At 35.6% G+C, this 18,470-nt stretch carries 14 protein-coding genes; all 14 read left to right on the top strand.

All coding sequences use genetic code 11. The annotated features are described in order from the left end of the window. Positions 1-358: 358 nt before the first annotated feature. The 14 genes from E2R67_RS13445 to E2R67_RS13380 all read left to right on the top strand — a co-directional run bounded on the left by E2R67_RS13445 (position 359) and on the right by E2R67_RS13380 (position 18,458). Positions 359-3,577: an ABC transporter substrate binding protein gene (locus E2R67_RS13445; RefSeq protein ID WP_134291477.1), complete on the top strand. Its 3,219-nt coding sequence runs from the start codon at positions 359-361 to the stop codon at positions 3,575-3,577. Then, positions 3,577-4,341 (top strand): class I SAM-dependent methyltransferase, encoded by a 765-nt coding sequence (locus E2R67_RS13440; RefSeq protein ID WP_134291476.1) that lies wholly within the window; start codon positions 3,577-3,579, stop codon positions 4,339-4,341. The genes E2R67_RS13445 and E2R67_RS13440 overlap by 1 nt, the downstream gene beginning before the upstream one ends. 234 nt (positions 4,342-4,575) lie before the next feature. Continuing rightward, positions 4,576-5,202, top strand: a complete 627-nt coding sequence (locus E2R67_RS13435; protein WP_134291475.1) for a TnsA endonuclease N-terminal domain-containing protein — start codon at positions 4,576-4,578, stop codon at positions 5,200-5,202. Next, entirely contained in the window at positions 5,202-7,043 is a 1,842-nt protein-coding gene (locus E2R67_RS13430; protein WP_134291474.1) for a TnsB C-terminal domain-containing protein, read from the top strand. The genes E2R67_RS13435 and E2R67_RS13430 overlap by 1 nt, the downstream gene beginning before the upstream one ends. Then, on the top strand, positions 7,036-8,049 hold the full coding sequence (locus tag E2R67_RS13425; protein ID WP_134291473.1) for a TniB family NTP-binding protein: 1,014 nt from the start codon (positions 7,036-7,038) through the stop codon (positions 8,047-8,049). The genes E2R67_RS13430 and E2R67_RS13425 overlap by 8 nt, the downstream gene beginning before the upstream one ends. Before the next feature lie 790 nt (positions 8,050-8,839). Beyond that, positions 8,840-9,190, top strand: coding sequence for a hypothetical protein (locus E2R67_RS13420; protein ID WP_134291472.1), 351 nt, complete (start codon positions 8,840-8,842; stop codon positions 9,188-9,190). A gap of 164 nt (positions 9,191-9,354) precedes the next feature. Then, positions 9,355-10,656, top strand: coding sequence for a TolC family protein (locus E2R67_RS13415; RefSeq protein WP_134291471.1), 1,302 nt, complete (start codon positions 9,355-9,357; stop codon positions 10,654-10,656). Between the two features lie 12 nt (positions 10,657-10,668). Further along, positions 10,669-12,117, top strand: coding sequence for an efflux RND transporter periplasmic adaptor subunit (locus tag E2R67_RS13410; RefSeq protein WP_134291470.1), 1,449 nt, complete (start codon positions 10,669-10,671; stop codon positions 12,115-12,117). Then, complete coding sequence (locus E2R67_RS13405) at positions 12,114-15,242, top strand: efflux RND transporter permease subunit (RefSeq protein WP_134291469.1); 3,129 nt, start codon at positions 12,114-12,116, stop codon at positions 15,240-15,242. Before E2R67_RS13410 ends, E2R67_RS13405 begins: the two co-directional genes overlap by 4 nt. A 90-nt stretch (positions 15,243-15,332) precedes the next feature. After that, positions 15,333-15,965, top strand: a complete 633-nt coding sequence (locus tag E2R67_RS13400; RefSeq protein WP_134291468.1) for a copper resistance protein CopA — start codon at positions 15,333-15,335, stop codon at positions 15,963-15,965. A gap of 64 nt (positions 15,966-16,029) precedes the next feature. Further along, on the top strand, positions 16,030-16,572 hold the full coding sequence (locus E2R67_RS13395; RefSeq protein ID WP_134291467.1) for a c-type cytochrome: 543 nt from the start codon (positions 16,030-16,032) through the stop codon (positions 16,570-16,572). A 10-nt stretch (positions 16,573-16,582) separates the two neighbouring features. After that, a complete protein-coding gene (locus tag E2R67_RS13390) occupies positions 16,583-17,020 on the top strand; it encodes a DUF411 domain-containing protein (protein ID WP_134291466.1) in 438 nt (145 codons plus the stop codon). A 134-nt stretch (positions 17,021-17,154) separates the two neighbouring features. Next, complete coding sequence (locus tag E2R67_RS13385) at positions 17,155-17,550, top strand: copper resistance CopC family protein (RefSeq protein ID WP_166739393.1); 396 nt, start codon at positions 17,155-17,157, stop codon at positions 17,548-17,550. 11 nt (positions 17,551-17,561) lie between these two features. Then, on the top strand, positions 17,562-18,458 hold the full coding sequence (locus E2R67_RS13380; RefSeq protein ID WP_134291464.1) for a CopD family protein: 897 nt from the start codon (positions 17,562-17,564) through the stop codon (positions 18,456-18,458). Positions 18,459-18,470: the final 12 nt, after the last annotated feature.

Here is an 18,470-nt window from a genome sequence, read left to right as displayed (position 1 = left end):
GCACAATTTAAGTTGGAGGGAAAACGTGAGCGAAGTTATCCGAGGTGTTTAAAAGCGTCTAAAAATCGATATCCAGTGGCGAAAAGTAAATATGCCGTTCACCTTAAGTGAACGGCATTAGTCGATTGACTGGCTTTTTTTATGTTTAAAATAAAGCGTATTATGCTTATACTGAAGTTTATAAATAAAGGATTGTTATCGCGTAAAGAAACATATTACGCTTTAGAAGTTAGTTTCTATTCATCTCAATACGAAGGAGCAGGTTTATCTTATAATAAGGTAAATATTTAATTAGTTGCCTGTTTCGATCTTTAGTTGTCGATATTAAAAATAAAATGTACCTAAAGTGGAAGTTATTTTGTTAAAACCGTTAATGTTTATTTTTCAAAAAATCGTACTTATATTCAGTTTGATCTCATCATTCGCTTATTCTACTCAGGCTTTTTCAACTGAAATATTAGTGCTGCACTCTGGTTTTCAAAGCGATCAGCAGACGCATGAGATTCAACGCGGTATTGAAAATACTTTTAATAATTTAGAAATGTCGTTATATGTGTCATATCTTGATAGTGGACATCAAGATATGAGTGATAAAGAGTCACTTGCTTATGCCGAATTTTTATCTCAGAAGTTTGAAAATAAATACTTTGATGCTGTAATTATCACAGGTAAAAACGCGTTAAAATTAGTTCAACGTTATCCCAATCGTTTATTCACAAATTCTCCTATTATCTATACTGGTATTAAATTAGACGATAGTTCAATTGCGGGTTTTACTCATAAAGTATCAGGAGTGGTCGAATCTGAAAACCTGTTTGATACAGTGAAACTCTCCGTCAACCTCTTCCCAAGTATTCTTGATATTTACATTATTACTGACAACACAGTAAATTCTAACTTAGTGAATGAAAAAATTAAGATGTTATCTGAGCAGCTTAAGCAGCGAGTTAATATTATTAGCAATGAAAGTGTTAAATCGCTAAAGGCTATGATTAGTGCAGTACCTAATAATGCGGTATTAATTTTTAATCGTTTTGATGTTGATAAAAACGGTTTACCAGTTAACCATACATCGATGTTGAAGTCGCTGGTTTCGGTTGCAAGGATCCCTGTTTTTGTTATTCATAAACATGATTTAATAGAAGGTATTGTAGGGGGCGTGTTAACTAGCGGTTTTTCACAAGGTGAAGCAGCGGCGAATAAGGTATTGCAGTTATTAAGTGGAACAGCAATAGAATCATTGCCTGTTGAAATGAATCTTACCAATGAGTCTGTTGTACAGTATTCGGAATTATTACGCTGGGAGCTTAAAGAGGATTCGCTACCTATTGGGACTAACATCATTAATCGTCCTGTTGAAAAGAATAAAGAAGATTTCAGCTTAATTACAGTATTGCTCATTATACTCACCTTTATTTCGGTCGTGACCTGGTTATGGTACAAATATTACAAATTAAATCAGAGTCAATCTGTACTTAAAATACAGCATCAACGAGTCGAAAATATCTTTAATGTTTCTTATGATTTTATTTTTATTCTAGATCTTGTTGGAGAAATAAAAAAAGCAAATCGAACGGCATTGGAGTTTGTAGGAGTATCAAGTGAAGATGTTGAAGGTGAAATTCTCTGGGAAACGCCTTGGTGGGAAAACGATGAAGTTAGTAAGAAAAAGTTAAAGTCAGCAATGGGGCAAGCAAGAGTTGGAAAAACAGCTCGCTTTGAGTGTCGTTTAATTGATAAAAACCAAGAAAGTTATGCCTTCGATGTTTTTATTCAGTCTGTTAAAGGTAACGGGATTGATGAAAGTAATGAAATTACTTCTATTATTGTAGAAGCTCGTGATATATCAGGCATAAAAGCTATCGAAGAAGAGGCTGAAAAAGCAAGTAAACGCTCTAATCTTTTATTGGATGAAAGTCCTTCCATGCTGTTAATGTTAAATTCCCAAGGGCTTATTGTTTCGTGTAACAAATTTGGATCTAACTTGCTAGGTTATATGGATGGTGAGCTGATAGGCAGGAATTTAGTCACCCTTTATTCGCGTACTTTTGAAGTTGAAGATTTGAAAGCTTATCTAGAAAACTGTGTAAATAGTGAAGAAATGTTACAGACGCGTGAAATTTCTTACTCGACGAAGAATGGACGTAAAGTCTGGATCAATGAGCGAGTTCGTAAAATTGAAGAGCACGACCAATATTTCCTTGTGTGTGAAAACATTACTGAACGATACGAACTTTCTAAAGAGTTAAACTATCGTGCATCTCACGACTATTTAACCGGCCTTAAAAACCGTTTATTTTTTGAAAGCCAATTAGACAAAACATTAAAAGAAATTGAAAAAAGCAAAACACCTTGCTGTTTAATGTATTTGGATATGGATAAATTCAAAATAATCAATGATACCTGTGGACACCATGCTGGTGATGAAGTGTTGCGCCAAATCGCGACCATTTTAACTGACAGCGTACCTGCAACATCAATGGTAGCAAGATTAGGTGGAGATGAATTCGCTATTATTCTTCCTGATAATGGACTCGCTGAGGCGGAGCAATATGCTCAGTGTATTATTACCGCTATCGGCAAACATTACTTCTTATGGGAAGGACATAACTTTACCTTAGGGATCAGTATCGGTCTTGCGGAAGTGACTGATTTTTGGCGTGGTGGTGTTCATGCGCTAAGTTGTGTTGATAGCGCTTGTTATAGTGCTAAACAATCTGGGCGAAATCGTATTCATATTTACGAAGAAGATAAACAAGAAGAATTACGACGAGAAGAAGTGGTATGGGTTAATAAAGTACAAGATGCATTACGTGATGAATCGCGATTTTGCTTATATGCTCAGCTTATTAAGCCTGTCGATGGTGATGAACATTATTTACATTATGAAATTCTAACAAGAATGATCGATGAAAATGGAGAACTTGCGCCTCCTGAAAAATTTATTCCTGTTGCAGAAAGTTACAATTTAGCTGATAAGATCGATATGATCATTATTACTAAAACACTCGATTGGCTAAAAAACCATCCCGAACACGTATTAAAACTTAATATGTGTTCGATTAACCTTTCTGGTCAATCGCTAGGTGATCCTCAATTTATCGATAATCTTGTTGATTTGTTAGTTAGGTCGTCTTTACCATTGGAAAAGTTATGTTTTGAAATTACAGAAACAGTTGCTATCGGTAACTTTAGTAACGCTTCTAAATTGATTAACACCCTTAAAAAATTAGGTTGTCATTTAGCATTAGATGATTTTGGAACAGGGCTTTCTTCATTCGGATATTTGAAACGTTTGAATGTTGATTACTTAAAAATTGATGGCGTGTTTGTTAAAGACATGGCAAATGATGAGCAAGATTTTGGTATTGTTAAAACAATTCATGAATTGAGCCATTTGTTTGGTAAAAAGACAATTGCAGAATACGTTGAGAGTGAAGATATTATAGATAAACTAAAAGAAATCGGTGTTGATTTTGCTCAGGGATATCATTTAGGAAGACCGATCCCTATTGATATGATGGCCTTACTATCTGAATCCTTATATGGAGAAGACTCACAGGGAGAGGATCTTTAATGGATATTTCACTAGTTTGTAATGAAAATATTCTTGTCCCTAAGGCTAAAAAATTACGTGAAAAATGGGGCTTTTTAAGCCCTAAAAGCGAACACTTTCAATTACGTTTATTACCAGAGTACCTCGCTCTCGAACAATTAGATGACCTAAAACAAGGTCTTGTTTTTGTTGATTTTGCTTCAGGTGCCGTTGCTCACCGTAGAAAATTTGGCGGAGGTAAAGGGCAATCTATTGCTAAAGCTGTTGGCTTAAAATCTGGTGTGCAACTACATGTAATCGATGCAACAGCTGGTTTAGGTCGCGATGCCTTTGTATTAGCTTCATTAGGTTGTCATGTAGATATGGTTGAACGTTCACCGGTTGCTGCTGCCTTATTAGAAGATGGTTTAGAGCGTGCAGCATTGGATGCTGAAATTGGAGGTTGGATACAAGAGCGTATGCGTTTAACGCATGCAAGCGGCTATGACTACTTGCAACAACATAAAGCAGACGTTGTATATCTTGATCCTATGTTTCCTCACAAAAAAAAATCAGCACTTGTTAAAAAAGAAATGCGAGTTTTTCAAGGTGTTGTTGGTGCGGACTTAGACGCCGATGATTTGTTGGAGGTTGCATTAACTGCTGCGAAGTATAGAGTGGTTGTTAAGCGACCTGACTATGCACCTTTCTTAAACGATAAAAAACCATCGATGAGCATTAAAACAAAAAAAAATCGTTTTGATGTTTATGTGAAACAAGCAATTCCAACTAAAAAAGAAGAGTAAAGATATCGATCTATTTTAATTTTTGTCGCTGAAACCATACATTGACATAATATAACCATACTTTGACAAAATTAAAGCATACTCTGACATAAAATATAAAACTGTAATTTTATTACACTTTTATTTTTCTTTTTAATCAGTTGCTTATGATTTTATTAGCGCATACTCTGACAAATTGTGTAATTTAGTTGTTTAGTTTATACTCAGTAGAGATAAAATTAACTGGATTACTCTATGTATATACGCAATTTAAGAAAGCCTTCTCCTAATAAAAATGTATTCAAATTCGCTAGCACAAAAATGGGTGAAGTTATTTTGTGTGAAAGTACATTAGAATTTGACGCTTGTTTTCATCATGAATATAACGACGAAATTGAAAGCTACGGTAGTCAACCACAAGGTTTTAAATATGAATTTAATGGGAAGGTTTTACCTTATACTCCTGATGCATTAATTTTATATAAAAATGGTGTTCATAAATACCATGAATATAAACCTTACAGTAAAATTTCATCTACATTATTTAGAGATAAATTTGAAGCAAAGAGACAGACTTCATTAACGATGGGGATTGATCTTATTTTAGTGACTGATAGGCAAATTCGAGTTAATCCCATTTTAAACAATTTAAAGTTACTTCATCGATATTCTGGTGTGTATGGGGTGAGTAAAGTTCAAGTTGAATTACTGAAAATTATTCGGTATTCAGAAACAATAAAATTAAATGATGTGAGTTCTCAATGTAATCTTTCGATAGGTGAAACTCGATCTTTTATTTATGGCTTAATACATAAAGGTTTTTTGAAAGCTGATCTAGGAAAAGAAGACTTAAGCAATAATCCTACTTTACGGGCAGTATAATGAGTGACTTTATTAATGAATTTGATAACTCAATTGTGCCGATCAAACCAGAAACTCCCGATCAATACGTTAAATTGGAAGATGCTACCTTAATTAAACGTGATCTTGATACTTTCCCTGATTTTTTAAAAGATAAGGCATTTGATAAGTACAAACTGATTAGCATAATTGAAAAGGAAATTTCAGGTGGCTGGACTCAAAAAAATATCGATCCGATTCTTGAAAACCTATTTGAAGAAAATAATGCAAAAAAACCAAATTGGCGTACTGTTGTTCGTTGGCGAAAAGCATATATAGACAGTAATGGAGATCTTTCTTCTCTTGTTGTTAAGCAGCATAAAATGGGTAATAGAACTAAGCGAATAGACGGCGATGAATTTTTTTTTGATAAAGCTTTAGAACGCTTTTTAGATGCTAAAAGACCTAAAGTCACCACTGCATACCAGTATTATAAAGATCTTATTATGATTGCGAATGAAAATGTTGTTGAAGGTGAAATTCCTGTAATATCATATTCGGCATTTAATAAGAGAATTAAATCGTTACCCCCTTATCCAACAGCAATAGCAAGGCATGGTAAATTTAAAGCTGATCAGTGGTTTGCTTATTGCGGTTCTCATATCCCACCTACTAGAATCCTAGAACGTGTAGAGATTGATCATACTCCACTTGATTTAATTTTACTGGATGATGAGTTACTTATTCCCATAGGCAGACCTTATTTAACATTACTTGTAGATGTCTTTAGCGGTTGTATTCTTGGTTTTCACCTAAGTTATAAATCTCCTTCTTATGTATCTGCTGCTAAAGCGATTAGTCATGCTATCAAACCCAAATCACTTGAGCATCTTAGTATTGCATTACAGAATGATTGGCCTTGTTATGGGAAAATTGAGAATTTAGTGGTTGATAATGGAGCAGAGTTTTGGTCTAAAAGCTTAGAGCATGCATGTCACGCGACTGGAATAAATATTCAGTATAATCCAGTGCGTAAACCGTGGCTGAAACCATTTGTAGAACGTTTTTTTGGTATGATAAATCAATGTTTTTTATCAGAAATCCCAGGGAAAACTTTTTCAAATATACTAGAAAAAGAAGAATATAAACCTGAAAAAGATGCAATTATGCGATTCTCTACTTTTGTTGAAGAGTTTCATCGTTGGATCGTTGATGTATATCATCAAGATAGTAACTCTCGCGAGACTCGTGTACCTATTAAAAGATGGCAACAAGGTTTTGATGTATATCCACCTTTAAAAATGAATGATGAAGAGGATGCTCGATTTTCTATATTAATGCGAGTATCAGATACAAGAACGTTAACCAGAAATGGTTTTAAATTTGAAGAGTTAATGTATGACTCAACTGCTTTAGCTGATTATCGTAAACATTATCCGCAAACAAAAGAAAGCGTAAAAAAAATTATTAAAGTTGATCCTGATGATATTTCAAAAATCCATGTCTATTTAGAAGAATTGGAGAGTTACCTCGAAGTTCCATGTACAGAAACTACTGGTTACAGTGATGGATTGAGTCTTTATGAGCACAAAACAATTAAAAAAATTAACCGAGAAATAATACGTGAATCAAAAGATAGCTTAGGGTTAGCTAAAGCGAGAATGGCGATTCATGAACGAATAAAGCAAGAGCAAGAAGTATTTATTAAGTCAAAAACTAAAGCAAAGTTAACAGCAGTTAAAAAACAAGCTCAGATTGCAGATGTAAGTAATACTGGCAAAGGAAGTATCAAAGTTCCAGAAATTGAATCCATACAACCGAAAAGAAGTAATATTAGCGACGTATTAGATGATTGGGAAGATGAGGTAGAGGCCTTTGAATGACTTAACTGAGCTACAGATTCAACAGTTACGAGATTTTAGTGACTGTATTGTTGTACACCCTCAAATAAAAATAATTTTTGATGACTTCGATGAGTTAAGATTTAATCGTAAGTTTCAATCAGACCAACAGTGCATGCTTTTAATTGGGGATACTGGAGTAGGGAAAAGTCACCTTATTAATCATTATAAAAAAAGAGTATTGGCTACTCAAAATTATAGTAGAGGTACCATACCAGTATTAGTCAGTCGCATATCAAGAGGTAAGGGACTCGAAGCAACTTTAATTCAAATGCTGGCTGATCTTGAGTTATTTGGTAGCAGCCAAATAAAGAAAAGAGGGTACAAGATAGACTTAACCAAAAAATTAGTGGAAAACTTAATAAAAGCTCAGGTAGAGTTGCTCATTATTAATGAATTTCAAGAGTTAATAGAGTTTAAAAGTGTACAAGAACGCCAACTAATTGCTAATGGGTTAAAGTTTATTAGTGAAGAGGCTAAAGTGCCTATTGTGTTGGTGGGAATGCCATGGGCAGAAAGAATAGCTGAAGAGCCACAGTGGGCTTCTAGGTTAATAAGAAAAAGACAGCTTGAATATTTTAGTCTAAAAAATAACAGTAAATACTTTCGTCAATATTTAATGGGGTTAGCTAAGAAAATGCCGTTTGACGAACCTCCAAAACTTAAAGTAAAACATACTACATTAGCTATTTTTTCTGCTTGTAAAGGAGAAAATAGAGCGCTAAAGCATCTACTGACTGAAGCTTTAAAACAAGCGCTAAGTTGTAATGAACATCTTGAAAATAAACACTTTGTTTTTGCTTTTGATAAACTTTACCTCTCTGATACGAGTTCATTCAGTCAACAAAAATTAACGATTAAAAACCCTTTCAAGCAAGATATTAAAGATATTAAAATCTATGAAGTTAGTAAAAACTCATCATATAACCCTAATGCAATTGATCCAGAAGACGCATTAACAGGCAGAGAATTTTCATTAATAGCATGATATTTTCAATGTGAAGCAATGTATAAAAACTCTTATTTTTTAATGATATTGTATTCCTAGAGCCTTTAACAGGTATCGTTATGGGATTAAGTCATATTTTAAGCTTATACGTTATGAGCTTTCTAAGGCGTTATGGGGCACATTGCGCCTTAGGAAATGCTCTTATTTTACTCTATATTTTTGGCCAAAATAGCTAAGCCACAACAGTTATCATTACATACAAACGTAAGTTGCTAGTTGACGGTTAAGTTAAGGCTGGCGGTGTAACTAATATATCTTTTTCATTAAACTTTTGAGTTGCCTGTGAAGCAAATCAATGAAATTGAAATAATGACCAAAACTAGTGAAACTCCATTGTAAAATATTTTAGCCTTAGTAGTGCTACGAAGGTCCTTCCAAAAAAAAATTAATTGAACTTTCATTACCAATTGTTTTGGTTAAATTTATTTCAGGGAGTCCACTTTCAAGTTCTTCCTATATTGCAATACCCTTTATTCCAAGATTTCATAACATTCTCCTATCACTTTATGTCTATAATAAGTTATATATTAGATTCAGTGATAAAGTTAATTTTCGTATTAGCTCATAAGTCATTCGAATGATCTTCGCACTAATAAATTAAAGAATGCGTAAACAATTAGTAAGGCTCCAGTAATTTATATTTTAGATTTATAGAATATGTCGTTTTATTTAATATTGTGATTTAACAGTAAAGCTTCAATTTAAATCTTGACCTTCCCCCTAGGTTAAAGTTTACTATTGCAATATTGTTTATTTCACTGAATTACATATGAAACGATTTATTACATTAATATTAATGTTTACGACACTGATTACTTTCACTCAGAAAGCAGTGGCGTCTGGATCTTTATTAGGAAATGAATCTGTTTTAATGGTTAACTGTTCAATGTCAATGAGTGCAAATAACATGGACATGTCTGAATGTGATAGCAATGAAACATCTCATTCTATGAATTGTCAAAATGATTGTGATTTTATGTCGGTAGTTTCAGTCATTCATTATATTGAACATGATCATGTTGTTACTCAATTAGCTTCATTACTTACCTACCAAACCATCAGTTCCGCTTCTCCTTATTATTTTTCTGACCCTTTATATCGCCCGCCTTTTATAAGTTAACTGTTATTTTATTCAGTTTTTAACTGAAAACCATTTGATTCATTGAATTTTAAAATTCATTTATCAAATAACAGATTAATTTAATGTTACTTAATCCTTATGTTTCAGCATTTTTTGTAAAAATAACTGACTACAAATGGAAGGAGTAATCAAGGAAAGTGATTATGAAGATCACCATTTATTCTTTTTTAAATAAGAATATTACTCAAAGCAGTCTGCTTAAAAGCTCATGTGCGTTAATACTTTTGTCTAGTTTTAACCTTTGGGCCGAAGAACTTAGTCTGAACAATGCTGAGCAGATTGCTATTCAATCTGATCCTGCGCAACAAATATACCAAGCTCAACAAAATGCGTTGATTGCTGAAGGTAAAGCGGGAGCAACACTTGCAGACCCGATGATAAAACTAGGCGTAGCAAATCTGCCTGTAGATAGTTTTAAATTAGATGAAGAGCCGATGACACAATTGTCTATTGGATTGTCTCAGCAATTTAGTCGTGGCAACAAACGAGAGTTGACTCAAAAAGGGTTCAATCAACAATCTGAACTTGCTGTTCTTCAAGGATTAGATCGTGAGCTGTTGGTTAAAAAAGAAATTCAACAGTTATGGTTTAGCATTTTATTCGTTGAGAAATCCTCATTAATAATAAAACAAAACAAGCTGCTTTTTACTAGTTTTTATAGTGATTTAGAAGCTAAGTTTTCATTAGGAATGGTTGATAACGAGGATCTAATTGCGGCTGAAATTGAGCTTAATAGGTTTGATGAAAAGCTTGCAGGTCTTAGACAGCAATCACTTAATTATCGTAACCTGTTAAGTGAGTGGGTTGGATCGAAAGCCTATAATAATCTGCAAACAGAGATACCTAGCTGGCCAAAAACAAAGTCCTATATTAATTCGACAAATAACGACAATTATATGCTGCTAAGTAAACACCCTAAAGTGGCTATGTTGGCGCAGAAAATTGCAGTTGCTGACAACTCAATTGAACTTGCAGAGCAAGATTATAAACCGAGTTTTAAAGTGGATGTCGCTTATGGCTTTCGATCGAGCGAAGACGATGCAGGGAGTTCAAGAACAGACTTGTTGAGTGCTTTTATATCTATGGATATTCCTCTTTTTACTGATAAGCGTCAGGATCAAAAGCTTATTTCAGCACAGCAGTTTAAAGGGCAAAAACAAGCTGAGCATCATTTGTTATTACGTCGACTTAATGCTGAATTGAATGCTGAAATTAGCAATTATCAACAACTTAAAACACGTCAAATACGCTATAAAGAGAGCTTACTAAAGCAAGCTAAATTACATGTTAAGTTGTTAGAGCAAAGTTACCAATCTAATACTCGCTCCTTTAAGTCAGTCATTGATGCATACATACATCAGCAAAACCTCTCACTGGAATCTCAACAATTATATTTTGATGGCTTGAAAAGTCTTTCCAAAATTCGCTACTTTCAAGCTATTTAAAAGGAAATTATTATGCGTTATTTATTAGTTCTAACACTCGGTTTACTCCTTGGTTTCTTTATTGCAACGAATGATAAAATTAATCATTTATTTGGATCGACAGCCAAAATGGCTGAGCCAGAGGTTTTGTATTGGGTTGCCCCAATGGATGCCAATTATCGTCGCGATAAAGCAGGTAAATCGCCGATGGGGATGGACTTAGTGCCGGTTTTTGCTCAAGCTGAAGAAGCAGAGCCTAAGATATCTTATTGGGTTGCCCCTATGGATGCCAATTATCGTCGTGATAAACCAGGTAAGTCTCCTATGGGAATGGATTTGGTTCCAGTTTATGAAGAAAATGGTGCTGAATCAGAAGCAGGTCTAGTTAAGATCTCGCCAGCAGTAGAAAATAATCTTGGAGTACGTACGGGAATTGTTGTTAATCAAGAATTCAATATAGCTATCAATACACTAGGTACCATTGAACCCAATGGAGATGCACTGTGGCAAATAAATAGTCGAGTATCTGGCTGGATTGAAAAACTATATGTTAAATCTGTGGGCATTGAAGTAAAAAAAGGACAGCCATTATTTGATCTTTACTCTCCAGAGTTGATTAAAGCACAGGAATCACTTTTTAATGCGTTGACGCTAAATAGAAAGGCGTTAATTAATTCGTCCAAAGCACGCTTACTAGTATTGGGGGTGAGTAAAGAGCAGATTGAAACAATCATAAAACGTCAAAAAGTATCTCAAAATATCACTATTTATGCCCCGAAAAAAGGCACTATCACTGAGTTAAAATTAACGGAAGGTGCATTTATTTCACCTGCAACTCAAGTGATTAAAGCAGTAAATTTAGATACTGTTTGGGTTGATATTGAGGTTTTTGCTAAACAAGCTTCAGTGGTTGAAATGGGTGACAAAGCAAGTATGACTCTTGATTACTTCCCTGGTCGACAATGGATTGGACAGGTTGATTTTATCTATCCAGAAATGAACCCTATGAATCGCACACTTCGCGTCCGTTTACAATTTGCTAATGCTAATGCAGATCTTAAACCAAACATGTTTGCTAATGTTGCTTTAACACCAGAAATGAACAGTAAAACCCTGCAAATACCTCGTGAAGCGGTGATCTATGCCGGTAATATGAATCGTGTGGTATTAGCATTAGGAGAAGGTAAATTTAAATCTGTTGTGGTTAATTTAGGTTTAGAAAATAAAGAGTCAGTTGAAGTTTTATCGGGTTTAAGCGAAGGGCAAAAAATTGTTACCTCTGCACAATTTTTATTAGATTCCGAATCAAGTATTAGCGCTGATTTCGAACGAATGAAAGTGATTGAGCAACAAAAAATACCAGAGCAAGAGCATAGCCAATCAAATGATGATTTGGATTGGCTCGATTTAGGCGCTTTACCTACCTCTGCACCAGTGACTTATTCCTCGCTCATGTCTAATCTTCAAGAGGTGCAATTATGATTGCTAAGATTATTAATTGGTCAATTAAAAATCGCATCATGGTTTTATTGATCACTGTCGCCATTGTTGCTTATGGAACATTCTCTCTACAAAAAACACCGATAGATGCGATCCCTGATCTTAGTGACGTACAAGTCATTGTAAAAACTAGCTATCCAGGACAGGCTCCTCAAGTGGTTGAAGACCAAGTTACTTATCCGTTAACTACCGCTATGTTATCGGTTCCAGGTGCTAAAACCGTTCGCGGTTATTCATTTTTTGGTGATTCCTATGTCTATATTATCTTTGATGATAATACCGATATGTATTGGGCGCGTTCACGCGTTCTGGAGTATTTGTCACAAGTCGCACCAGATCTTCCCAAAGAGGCTCGATCTGCTTTAGGACCAGATGCTACCGGTGTGGGATGGATTTTCAGCTATGCGCTAGTTGATAAAAGTGGCAATCATGATCTAAGTGAATTGCGTAGTTTACAAGATTGGTTTTTGAAGTTTGAGTTGCAAACGGTTGCTGGGGTTTCTGAAGTCGCTACCGTTGGCGGTATGGTTAAGCAGTATCAGGTGCGTGTTGATCCTAATAAACTACGAGCTTACAACGTCCCACTTAATCAAATTAGCAAAGCAATTCAAAACGCCAATCAAGAACGAGGCGCTAGCGTAATTGAGATGGGCGAAGCTGAATATATGGTGCGTACTTCAGGTTATATTTCTTCGATTGCAGATTTGAAAGCGATTCCACTTCATGTCAATGCACAAGGTACACCGCTGTTGTTAGGAGATGTGGCAGAAATAAATTTAGGACCACAAATGCGTCGCGGTATTACTGAGCTTAACGGTGAAGGTGAAGTAGTCAGTGGCGTGATAGTAATGCGCTTTGGTGAGAATGCACAAGGTGTGATTGCTGCGGTTAAAGATAAACTTAATGCGCTGCAGAAAAGCTTGCCTGATGGTGTCGAAATTGTGCCTACTTACGACCGCTCGGAGCTTATTAATAGTGCAGTAGAAAACCTTTACCTCAAACTGCTTGAAGAGTTTATTGTGGTGGTGTTGGTTTGTGCTGCTTTCCTGTTCCATTTCCGTTCATCATTAGTGGTGCTATTAAGCCTACCAGTGGGAATATTTGTCGCGTTTATTATTATGTCTTGGCAGGGCATTAATGCCAATATCATGTCGCTCGGCGGTATTGCGATTGCGATTGGCGCCATGGTTGATGGTGCGATTGTGATGATAGAAAACGTCCATAAGCACATGGAAAAAACGGAGTTGACGGATGAAAACCGTTGGCAAGTGATTAGTAAGGCGACGCTTGAAGTAGGGCCAGCACTATTTTTCTCACTGTTGATCATTACTTTTAGCTTTTTACCTGTTTTTGCCTTAGAGGGACAGTCAGGCAAAATGTTCTCACCTTTAGCGTTTACTAAAACCTATGCAATGGCAGCTTCTGCTGGTTTAGCTATCACTTTAATCCCCGTATTAATGGGGTACTTTATTCGAGGTAAAGTGTTACCTGAGCATAAAAATCCATTAAATCGTTTTTTGGTGGCGCTATACCAACCTGTATTAGATTTTAGTCTACGTTTCCCAAAATTAGTGATCAGCTTTGCATTTGTTGTTTTAGTCGTTGGTTTTTATCCAGTGAGTAAAATTGGCAGTGAGTTTATTCCACCGCTTGATGAAGGCGATTTGATGTATATGCCAACGACTTATCCAGGGATATCGATTGGTAAAGCGCGTGAGTTATTGCAACAGACTAATAAACTCATAAAAACGGTACCAGAAGTAAAAAGCGTTTGGGGGAAAATTGGCCGCGCCGAAACGGCAACTGATCCAGCGCCTCTAACCATGATTGAAACAACTATCCAATTTATACCTAAAGATCAATGGCGTGAAGGAATGACTAAAAAAATGCTTACCGACGAACTGGATAGTCTGATTCAGTTTCCAGGAGTCACTAATGCTTGGGTAATGCCGATTAAAACGCGTATCGATATGTTAGCAACGGGTATTAAAACCCCAATCGGCATCAAAATAGCGGGTGCAGATTTAGGTGAAATTGAAAAAATCGGCAAGCAGATTGAAACGATCCTAAAAAATGTCGAAGGTACTACCTCGGTTTACGCAGAACGAGTCACTGGCGGTCGTTATGTAAAAGTGGATATCAATCGTGAAAAAGCAGGCCGTTACGGACTTAATATTGCGGAAATTCAAGAGTTAGTCGCAGTAGCAATTGGCGGTAAAAATATCACTGAAACTATTGAAGGGTTAGAGCGTTATCCTGTTAATTTGCGTTATCCAAACGATTATCGTGATTCAATTGCAGCCCTTAAAAGCTTACCGATTGTTACACCAAGCAAAATGAATATCAGTTTAAGTGATGTTGCTAATGTTTACATCGAAGCCGGTGCTCCAATGATAAAAACAGAAAATGCACGTCTCAATGGCTGGATTTATGTGGATATCGAAAACGTTGATTTGGGTTCATACGTCAAAAATGCGCAGCAAATCGTTAATGAACAATTAATGTTACCTGGCGGATATTCATTAGTCTGGTCTGGGCAATATGAATATATGGAGAAAGCCAATGCGCGTTTAGCAAAAGTGATCCCAGTAACCTTGATGATTATTGTCATTCTGCTCTATTTAGCATTTCGTCGTGTGGGTGAAGTATTGCTGATTTTGGCAACCTTACCCTTTGCCCTAATGGGCGGGATCTGGTTAATGTTCTTGCTTGGTTTTCACTTCTCGGTTGCGGTCGGGGTTGGTTTTATTGCCTTAGGAGGCGTATCTATTGAGATTGGTGTGATTATGTTGTTGTATTTAAACCAGTCACTAGAAGCGAAAAAAATAGAATACGCTGAAAACTTTAATATTAATCATTTGAGAGATGCTGTTGTAGAAGGAGCGGGACTACGCGTTCGACCAGTAATGATGACGGTAGCCGTCGTAGTGATGGGGTTAGTTCCTATTATGTATGGTAATGGGACAGGGTCAGAGGTAATGCAACGTATTGCAACTCCGATGATTGGCGGAATGGTTAGTGCGGTCATTTTAACTTTATTGATATTACCTGCAGTTTACTTTCAATGGAAAAAAATCAGCCTGCGTAAGCAATTTCATACGAAGTAATAAATAAAAGGATCCTTTGAATTGTTCAATTGGTCCTTGTTTAAAAATTTCATTAAACAACAATTTAATTAAAGCCTAAAAGGAAAAAAAATGAATATTAAAAAAAGTAAAATCACATTAGCGTTAGGTAGTTTACTGTTTTTATCAGTGCCGCTATCAAGTGTATTTGCCGATGAAAATCACCATGAAGCAAAAGAAGTGCAGCAGATAGATACGATGACATCTATAAAAAATGAACTACGCAGCTATGTAGAAAGTGTTAAAGCCGATGACTCGGCAATGATGCAACAACATATTAATAAATTATTACAACTCACAGACAAAGCTTCTAAGGAAGTTCCTGCGAAAATAAATGCGATGCATGATGCAAGTAAAATGGACCATTCAAAAATGAACATGAAAGATATGCCGGAAATGGACCATTCAAAAATGGACATGAAAGATATGTCTGCAATGGACCATTCAAAAATGGATATGAAAGATATGTCTGCAATGGACCATTCGCAAATGAATATGGGGAGCACTGATCATGATATGTCTGCAATGCCAAACATGGAAGGTATGAGTTCAGCACAACATCATCAGCACATACTCTATATGCAAGGTACAGAAAAACTTCAGGCATCATTCAAACAGCTTGCTAAAACACAAAATAAAGCTGAGATCAAAGTCATTCTTGAAGATGTCAAAGAGCATATCCAAAAGTACGAGTTATTTCGTTAATCAGACAGAATAGATAACTAGCATTGGCTTCATGTTGCTAGTTATCAACTCAAAGGTTGTGCATATGAACTATAAAAAAGTGTTGGGTTCATCATTAATTTTTATACCTACTTTTGTATTAGGAAATCCATCATTTCCTGAACAAATTTACAATACTGCTGGAGGTTATGGGTGTTCCGCTTGCCATGGTAAATATGCTCATGGCGGTGGTTCTGTGGGAGGTAATATACGAGGTGCAACTCGGGATCAACTTGATAATGCGCTTGAAACCGAACCTACAATGCTATTACTAGCAAAAATATTGGATGAAAATAAACGTAATAGTCTGGTTGACTATTTAGCAACACTTTCAGAAATGCAGTTATTAGAATGGCGCATCGGAGAATCGGCTACGACTACGGTAATGAATGCAAAGGCTGGTAAACGCATTCAATTGGTACTCTTTAATAGTACTTTCAAGACGCTGAGTTTTGATTTGTCTGCTATTGATTCTCTGAAAGATTATCAAATAGAAGCATATGACACAAAAGCAATTACATGGGTTTCAAAAGTAGGACGCTATTCGTTTTATGCTGAAAATGAACATTTTATTATTGATATAAATTAGGAACTTTATTATGAAACTAACAAACCAAATATTGGCATTGACGTTAACTATGGCGAGTTTTTCTGTATTTGCGAAAGCTAATATTGAATTATATAAATCACCAACTTGTGGCTGTTGCAAAGAGTGGGCTGCGATAATGAAAGAAAAGGGTTATACAGTAAATATTCACCATCAGAATAATTGGTCTGATATCAAAAAAGAGTTTGCTATGCCTATGCAGTTGCAGTCTTGTCATAGTGCGGTAATCGATGGTTATTTAATTGAAGGACATGTTCCTGAAGAAGACATCGCGCGCTTACTGAAAGAACGTCCTACCAATATATCGGGGCTTGCGGCACCAGGCATGCCAAAATACTCTCCCGGTATGGCAAGAGTCGGAGAAGAATACAAAAACTTCAAAGTGATTTCTTTCTCTAAAGATGGATTGGGATTGTATAAAGAATACTAATACTGTCCGAATAAATATTTTAAAGGGGTTTTCTACCTACTCGCTCATTTGTAAATATGCAGAAGTGGAAAGCCTACTACACAACTAGTTTAGAGTATCTAGCTGGTTTTAATCAAAGATACATAAGGTTAAAAATGAAATTATTTAAAATTATAACGATATTAAGCTTGCTCATAGTCAGTACGCTCGCTAACGCTCATTCTGGACTAACAAATTCAGTTCCTGAAAATGGTTCCACATTAAATAAACTTCCTGAAAATGTAACATTAACATTCTCTATGCCAGTCAAACTGGTTAAATTGCAACTAATACAGGCCTCTAAAAATACGATTAAACTTATACCTAAACCAAGTAAAAAATTTGCTCTTACGTATAGTGTTCCATTGCCTATGCTTGAAAGCGGTAGTTATAAAGTTAAATGGGTCGTAATGGGCAAGGATGCTCATAAGATGAAAGGAGACTTTACATTTACGTTAGCTTCCTCTGGTGATGAAAAACCGTCAACTGATAGTGATGTTAATAATAATTAATTGAGGCGACTATGATTGAACTTACTCTTTGGGATTATAGTAATATAATATCTAAATTATTGATATATATCGGAGTGGCGGCAGCGATTGGTGGCCCCTTTGTTGTCGCTTTAATAGACCCTTTAGTTAATAGAAAACCGATTATTAACTATATTTTTATAAGTAGTGGTGTAGGTTTAATCGCAGTCATCGGAAACTTTTTTATTCAGGTTGGTGCTTTATCTGAAGATGGTTTTGGAGGGATGTTTGATATCGAAATGGTTAGTTTTCTTTGGGAAAGTACAGTTGGCGATTCTGTTTTTTGGCGTTTACTCGGGTTTGTTTTTTTAGTTTTTGCATTATGTTGGGGTGATATTAATGCAAGGTCTGAACAGTTTTCTTTGAAACATGTAACATTTGTACTCTCATATTTATGTGCGATCTTTAGCTTTGCATATTCATTTACTTTTATTGGCCACAGTTCAGATATAGGTGGGATCGCAAAATGGCTCGTAGCTTTTCATGTAGTAACCATGGCTTGGTGGATCGGCGCGTTATATCCTTTATGGTTTAGTTGTAAGTTATTACAACCACTTCCTTTATCTAAGTTAATGCGTTTATGGGGCAGAGTTGCTATGTTGATGGTTGGCTTGTTAATCGCTTGCGGCATTGGATTACTGTTTTTGTTTTTTGCTGACCCACTTGAGTTATTAACCACACAATATGGCCAAGCGATGTTATTAAAACTTACATTTGTAGCGACTATTTTACTGTTAGCTGCTTACCATAAATTTCACCTTGTAGAGCAAGGAGAAATAGTTTCTCAGAAACTAGGTAAATCAATTAGAAATGAAATGTGTATTGCAGTGACGATTTTAATTATTACCGCAACGCTTTCATATGTTTTAGGGCCAGCGACTTTAGCTTAAATAAGGAGCACT

The organism is Psychromonas algicola (assembly GCF_004378355.1).
GTDB lineage: Bacteria > Pseudomonadota > Gammaproteobacteria > Enterobacterales > Psychromonadaceae > Psychromonas.
Note: the sequence above shows the minus strand (reverse complement) of the source record. Positions and strands in the feature narration are given on the sequence as shown.

What these genes read in the sequence shown, in the direction of transcription:
- E2R67_RS13440 (WP_134291476.1), top strand. Translation starts at nt 3,577, where the DNA reads ATGGATATTTCACTAGTTTGTAATGAAAATATTCTTGTCCCTAAGGCT.
- E2R67_RS13435 (WP_134291475.1), top strand. Translation starts at nt 4,576, where the DNA reads ATGTATATACGCAATTTAAGAAAGCCTTCTCCTAATAAAAATGTATTC.
- E2R67_RS13430 (WP_134291474.1), top strand. Translation starts at nt 5,202, where the DNA reads ATGAGTGACTTTATTAATGAATTTGATAACTCAATTGTGCCGATCAAA.
- E2R67_RS13420 (WP_134291472.1), top strand. Translation starts at nt 8,840, where the DNA reads ATGAAACGATTTATTACATTAATATTAATGTTTACGACACTGATTACT.
- E2R67_RS13415 (WP_134291471.1), top strand. Translation starts at nt 9,355, where the DNA reads ATGAAGATCACCATTTATTCTTTTTTAAATAAGAATATTACTCAAAGC.
- E2R67_RS13410 (WP_134291470.1), top strand. Translation starts at nt 10,669, where the DNA reads ATGCGTTATTTATTAGTTCTAACACTCGGTTTACTCCTTGGTTTCTTT.
- E2R67_RS13405 (WP_134291469.1), top strand. Translation starts at nt 12,114, where the DNA reads ATGATTGCTAAGATTATTAATTGGTCAATTAAAAATCGCATCATGGTT.
- E2R67_RS13400 (WP_134291468.1), top strand. Translation starts at nt 15,333, where the DNA reads ATGAATATTAAAAAAAGTAAAATCACATTAGCGTTAGGTAGTTTACTG.
- E2R67_RS13395 (WP_134291467.1), top strand. Translation starts at nt 16,030, where the DNA reads ATGAACTATAAAAAAGTGTTGGGTTCATCATTAATTTTTATACCTACT.
- E2R67_RS13390 (WP_134291466.1), top strand. Translation starts at nt 16,583, where the DNA reads ATGAAACTAACAAACCAAATATTGGCATTGACGTTAACTATGGCGAGT.
- E2R67_RS13385 (WP_166739393.1), top strand. Translation starts at nt 17,155, where the DNA reads ATGAAATTATTTAAAATTATAACGATATTAAGCTTGCTCATAGTCAGT.
- E2R67_RS13380 (WP_134291464.1), top strand. Translation starts at nt 17,562, where the DNA reads ATGATTGAACTTACTCTTTGGGATTATAGTAATATAATATCTAAATTA.